Here is a 6,530-nt window from a genome sequence, read left to right on the forward strand (position 1 = left end):
AGCACACATAAACGCTCAACCCCCGAACCGCCACTGACCAGCGTCGCCAATGCTTCACGGCACGTCCAGTGGTTACCGCCAACCCACTTATGCTCTTGCGAGGACTTTATGGCCCGTTTCGAACTGCAAAAACTCTACATCGATGGCGGCTACACTGACGCCAGCAGCGACGCCACTTTCGAAGCCATCAACCCGGCTAACGGTGAAGTCCTCGCAAAAGTACAACGTGCGACCAAAGAAGACGTTGAGCGCGCAGTAGTCAGTGCCGAAAAGGGCCAGAAAATCTGGGCGGCAATGACCGCCATGGAGCGTTCGCGCATCCTGCGCCGTGCCGTCGACATCCTGCGCGAGCGCAACGATGAACTGGCCGCCCTGGAAACCCTGGACACCGGCAAGTCGTACTCCGAAACCCGTTACGTCGACATCGTCACCGGTGCTGACGTGCTGGAATACTACGCAGGCCTGGTTCCGGCCATAGAAGGCGAGCAGATCCCGCTGCGCACCACCTCCTTCGTCTACACCCGTCGCGAACCACTGGGCGTCGTGGCCGGTATCGGCGCGTGGAACTACCCGATCCAGATCGCCCTGTGGAAATCCGCACCGGCCCTGGCGGCCGGTAACGCGATGATCTTCAAGCCAAGCGAAGTCACTTCCCTGACGACCCTGAAACTGGCCGAGATCTACACCGAAGCCGGCCTGCCGGCGGGTGTGTTCAACGTACTGACCGGCAGCGGCCGTGAAGTCGGCACCTGGCTGACCGAGCACCCACGCATCGAAAAGATCTCCTTCACCGGCGGCACCGACACCGGCAAGAAAGTCATGGCCAGCGCTTCCGCTTCGTCCTTGAAAGACGTGACCATGGAACTGGGCGGCAAATCCCCGCTGATCATCTTCGACGACGCCGACCTCGATCGCGCCGCCGACACCGCAATGATGGCCAACTTCTACAGCTCCGGTCAGGTCTGCACCAACGGCACTCGCGTGTTCGTACCGAGCCACCTGAAAGCCGCCTTCGAAGCCAAGATCGTTGAACGCGTTGCGCGCATCCGCGTTGGCAATCCGGAAGACGAGAACACCAACTTCGGTCCTCTGGTCAGCTTCGCCCACATGGAAAGCGTGCTGGGCTACATCGCCAAAGGTAAAGAAGAAGGCGCTCGCGTGCTGTGCGGCGGAGGTCGTATGACTGACGGCGAATTCGCCAAAGGCGCGTTCGTGGCCCCGACCGTGTTCACCGACTGCACCGACGAGATGACCATCGTTCGCGAAGAAATCTTCGGCCCGGTGATGAGCATCCTGACCTACGAAACCGAAGAAGAAGTGATCCGCCGTGCCAACGACACCGACTTCGGCCTGGCCGCTGGCGTCGTCACCAAGGACCTGAACCGCGCCCACCGCGTGATTCATCAACTGGAAGCCGGTATCTGCTGGATCAACGCCTGGGGCGAGTCCGACGCGAAGATGCCGGTCGGCGGCTACAAGCAGTCAGGTGTTGGCCGTGAGAACGGCATCAGCTCGCTGAACAACTTCACCCGCATCAAATCGGTACAGGTCGAACTGGGCGATTACGCCTCGGTGTTCTAAGGCACACCCGAAAACCCTGTAGCAGCTGCCGAGGCACGAGGCTGCGTTGCGCGTCCGCAGGACCGCCCTCAAAGGGGTCGCTGCGCAACCCAACGCAGCCTCGTGCCTCGGCAGCTGCTACAGGTGACCTGACCAACTTCAAAGAGGGTGCATTCAATGTCCCAAGAATTCGATTACATCATCATCGGTGCCGGCTCGGCCGGTAACACCCTGGCGACCCGTCTGACTGAAGACGAAGGCGTCACTGTCCTGCTGCTCGAAGCGGGCGGCCCCGACTACCGTTTCGACTTCCGCACGCAAATGCCGGCGGCCCTGGCGTTCCCGCTGCAAGGCCGTCGCTACAACTGGGCCTACGAAACCGATCCAGAGCCGCACATGGACGGTCGCCGGATGGAATGCGGTCGCGGCAAGGGCCTGGGTGGTTCCTCGCTGATCAACGGCATGTGCTACATCCGTGGCAACGCGATGGACTACGACAACTGGGCCAAACTGCCAGGCCTGGAAGACTGGGATTACCTGAACTGCCTGCCGTATTTCCGCAAAGCCGAAACCCGCGACATCGGCCCGAACGATTATCACGGTGGCGAAGGTCCGGTCAGCGTGACCACGCCCAAAGCCGGCAACAACCCGCTGTTCCACGCCATGGTCGAAGCGGGCGTGCAGGCCGGTTACCCGCGCACCGAAGATTTGAACGGTTACCAGCAAGAAGGCTTCGGCCCGATGGACCGTACCGTGACGCCGAAGGGCCGTCGCGCCAGTACCGCTCGCGGTTACCTGGACGTCGCCAAGAAGCGTTCGACCCTGACCATCGTCACCCACGCCCTGACCGACAAGATCCTGTTCGAAGGCAAGCGTGCGGTCGGCGTGCGTTACCTGATCGGCGCCGCTGAAGAACGTGTTGAAGTCCGCGCCCGCAAGGAAGTGCTGCTGTGTTCCGGCGCCATCGCGTCGCCGCAGATCCTGCAACGCTCCGGTGTCGGCCCGGCCGAACTGCTGAGCAAACTCGACATCCCGGTGGTCCATGACCTGCCAGGCGTCGGCGAAAACCTGCAGGATCACCTTGAGCTGTACCTGCAATACGCCTGCACCCAGCCAGTTTCGCTGTACCCGTCGCTGCTTTGGTACAACCAGCCAGCCATCGGTGCCGAGTGGTTGTTCAACGGCACCGGCATCGGCGCCAGCAACCAGTTCGAAGCCGGCGGTTTCATCCGCACCCGTCCGGAATTCGATTGGCCGAACATCCAGTACCACTTCCTGCCGGTCGCGATTAACTACAACGGCAGCAACGGTGTGAAAGAGCACGGTTTCCAGGCGCATATGGGGTCGATGCGTTCGCCAAGCCGGGGTCGTATTCAAGCGAAGTCGAAAGACCCGCGCGAATACCCGAGCATCCTGTTCAACTACATGGCCACCGAGCAGGACTGGCAGGAATTCCGCGACGGCATCCGCCTGACCCGTGAAATCATGCAGCAGCCTGCGCTGGACGCTTTCCGTGGCCGCGAAATCAGCCCAGGCATCGACGTGCAAACCGATGAGCAGCTCGACAAGTTCATCCGTGAACACGCCGAAACCGCGTTCCACCCGTCTTGCTCGTGCAAGATGGGCACCGACGAAATGGCCGTGGTTGATGGCGAAGGTCGGGTGCACGGCATGCAAGGTCTGCGAGTGGTCGATGCCTCGATCATGCCGATCATCACCACCGGCAACCTGAACGCGCCGACGATCATGATCGCCGAGAAAATCGCCGACAAGATCCGTGGCCGCCAGCCGCTGCCGCGCAGCAAGGCTGCTTATTTCGTGGCCGGTGATGCACCGGTGCGGGGCAAGCCGATGCGGGATGTGAGCGCTACTGCTCAGTAAGGCATCACACCGAGGCGCAGCCAATCGCGAGCAGGCTCGCTCCCACAGGGGATCTTGGGTGAACACATAATCTGTGATCACCCAAAATTAAATGTGGGAGCGAGCCTGCTCGCGATGGGGCCAGCCAAAACACCACACCTCTCCCGGTAATACTTTCCTACACCGATCCAAGCTTGATCCTACCCCCCGCGCAGGCCTAATCTAGCGCCACGCAAACGTTTCACCCCCCTCGCAGTACCGCAACACCGCCACTCCATGCCAAGGAGGTTCCTGAATGTTCGATTTCCACCCCCAGCTCAAGCAGCGCTTCGCTGCCTTGCGCACGGGCGCTGAATTCTTTTCGCTGCGTTATGTGCGCGAGTCCGGCCAGTACCTGTCGGTGCGCAAGAACGTCGCCGAACCTCCAAGCCTGAGCCGTGACGAAGGCGCGATGCTGACCGTGCGCGTCAACGGTGTCGAAGCCTACGCCGCGACCAATGATCTGTCGCAACAAGGCCTGCAATCGGCGCTGGACCGCGCCGAGCAACAAGCTCGGCGACTCAAGCCCCACGCCTTGCTCGACCTGCGCAACCAAGTCGTCTCCAGCGACCGCGCCGACTACTTTTCGCCGAACCTCGACCAGCCCTTCCCGTCCCTGAGCGATTGCTACCAATTGCTCGGCGCCGAATCCGCGTCCGTGCCCAAGGACGAGCGACTGGTGAACTGGCAAGTGAGCATCGGCGTCACTCACGTCGAGCAGATCTACCTCAACAGCGCTGGCGCCGAACTGCGCCAGGCGCAACGTTTCGTCTACCCTGGCCTCGACGTCACCGCCTACGACGGCAGCGACAGCCAGACCCGTAGCCTGGGCCGCGAGAACTTCGGCCAACAGGGCGGCGCCGATGTGATCAGCCGTTGTGGCCTGATCGGTGCCGGCCCGCAAGTCGCAGATCAAGCGCTGCAATTACTGCTGGCGCCGAACACCCCACAAGGCCCGCGCGACCTGCTGTTGATGCCGGACCAGATGATGTTGCAGATTCACGAGTCCATCGGTCACCCGCTGGAACTGGACCGCATCCTCGGCGACGAGCGCAATTACGCCGGCACCAGTTTCGTCAAGGCAGAAGACTTCGGTCACCTGCAATATGGCTCGTCACTGCTCAATGTGACGTTCGACCCGGACATCCCCGAACAGCTCGCCAGCTACGGCCATGACGATGACGGCACCGCCGCGAGCAAGCAATTCCTGATCAAGGAAGGTTTGCTGCTGCGCCCATTGGGTGGCGCGTTGTCGCAATTTCGCGCCGGCATGAACGGCGTTGCCAACAGTCGCGCCTGTGGCTGGAACCGCCCACCCATCGACCGCATGGCCAACCTCAATATCGAGCCCGGCGATCAACCGCTGGCGCAACTGATCGGCAACATCGAGCACGGCATCATGATGTCGACCAATCGTTCGTGGTCCATCGACGATGCACGTAACAAGTTCCAGTTCGGCTGCGAATGGGCGCAGTTGATTGAAAACGGCGAACTCAAAGGCGTGGTGAAAAACCCCAACTACCGGGCGATTTCCGCCCAGTTCTGGAAAAACCTCAGCGCCGTCGGCGACGCCGACACCGTCAAGGTGCTGGGCACACCGAACTGCGGCAAGGGCGAACCGAACCAGGTGATCCGTGTCGGCCACGCCTCGCCGGCCTGTGTGTTCAGCAACGTTGATGTGTTTGGGGGAGATGCCTGATGAGCACTTCAAAAAGTCAGGCTGAGTCTTTCAAGGTCTTGGTCAACTGGCTGCGCGAGGCGATTCGCGAGCCGGAGCAGTTCACCCTCAGCTACGCCGCCGAGTCGTCGGCCTTCGTGCGCTTCAACCACGCCAAGGTGCGTCAGGCCGGTCAGGTGCAGCAGGCGAGTGTCGGTTTCAAACTGATCAACGATGGCCGGCACACCGACCTCGACATCACGCTGGCCGGTGATCCGGAAGTGGATGTGCAGCGTCTGGCCGAAGGTCTGCAACAGTTGCGATCGATCCTGCCGTTGCTACCGCAGGACCCGTACTTGCTGCTCAACCACAACGGTTGGCAGAGCAAGAATGTGCAGGAGCATCCACTGCCGGACACCGAGCAAGTGGTCGCTGAAATCACTCAGGCCGCCGAAGGCCTGGACCTGGTGGGTTTCTACGCGGCAGGCCCGATCAGTCGTGGTTTCGCCAGCTCCTCGGGGGCGTTTGGCTGGCATCAGGCCAACAGTTTCAACTTCGACTTCAGCCTGTTTCATGAAAATGGCCAAGCGGTGAAAGCCAGCTACGCCGGGCATGACTGGAGCAGCGAAGGGTTTGCCAAGCGCTTCGCTCTGGCACGCGAGCAATTGGCGTTTCTCGGTCGGCCATTGCGCACCTTGGCACCGGGTCAGTACCGCGCCTACCTCGCACCGGCGGCACTCGAAGAAATCATGGGCATGCTGTGCTGGGGCGGGTTTTCGGCGCAGTCGATTGCCAGCAAAACCAGTCCCCTGCAAAAGCTTTATGCGGGGGACAGTGCGTTCAGTGCGCAGGTGTCCATTGATGAAAAGGTCAGTGGCTCCCTGAGCCCGGCTTTCTCCGGCGAAGGCTATCCACGCAGTGATCTGGGGTTGATCGTCGAAGGCCGGGCCGGCGCACAAATGGTCAATTCACGCAGCGCGGCCGAATACGGTTTGAGCGCCAACGGGGCGGGCGGCGGTGAAATGCCGAGTGCATTGAACATGGCGGCCGGGACGTTGCCTGAAGCCGAGATCCTCAAGCAACTGGGCACGGGTTTGTACATCAGCAACCTGTGGTACTTGAACTACTCCGACCAACCGGGGGCACGCATGACCGGCATGACGCGGTTTGCGACATTCTGGGTCGAGAACGGCGAGATTCAGGCGCCGGTCAGCACCATGCGTTTTGATGACAGTGCCTACAGTTTGCTCGGTTCGCAGTTGGAGGCGTTGACCGAAGAGCGTGATTTGTTGCTGTCGGCGAGTACCTACAGTCAGCGGGCGACCGCTTCGGCGTTGTTGCCCGGCGCACTGATCAGCAAACTCACGCTGACGCTGTAAACACCTTGTAGCAGCTGGCGAAGCCTGCGTTCGGC

At 61.3% G+C, this 6,530-nt stretch carries 4 protein-coding genes; all 4 read left to right on the plus strand.

The window, feature by feature from the left end:
- Nucleotides 1–108 precede the first annotated feature (108 nt).
- Nucleotides 109–1,581, plus strand: coding sequence for a betaine-aldehyde dehydrogenase (gene betB / locus PMI22_RS07105; RefSeq protein WP_007947779.1), 1,473 nt, complete (start codon nt 109–111; stop codon nt 1,579–1,581).
- A 156-nt stretch (nt 1,582–1,737) separates the two neighbouring features.
- Entirely contained in the window at nt 1,738–3,441 is a 1,704-nt protein-coding gene (gene betA, locus PMI22_RS07100; protein ID WP_007947780.1) for a choline dehydrogenase, read from the plus strand.
- Between the two features lie 274 nt (nt 3,442–3,715).
- The gene (locus PMI22_RS07095; RefSeq protein ID WP_007947781.1) at nt 3,716–5,158 is read left to right on the plus strand and encodes a TldD/PmbA family protein; all 1,443 of its coding nucleotides are present in this window, start codon (nt 3,716–3,718) and stop codon (nt 5,156–5,158) included.
- Complete coding sequence (locus PMI22_RS07090) at nt 5,158–6,495, plus strand: TldD/PmbA family protein (RefSeq protein WP_007947782.1); 1,338 nt, start codon at nt 5,158–5,160, stop codon at nt 6,493–6,495. The genes PMI22_RS07095 and PMI22_RS07090 overlap by 1 nt, the downstream gene beginning before the upstream one ends.
- Nucleotides 6,496–6,530 lie beyond the last annotated feature (35 nt).

The organism is Pseudomonas sp. GM21, from assembly GCF_000282215.1.
GTDB lineage: Bacteria > Pseudomonadota > Gammaproteobacteria > Pseudomonadales > Pseudomonadaceae > Aquipseudomonas.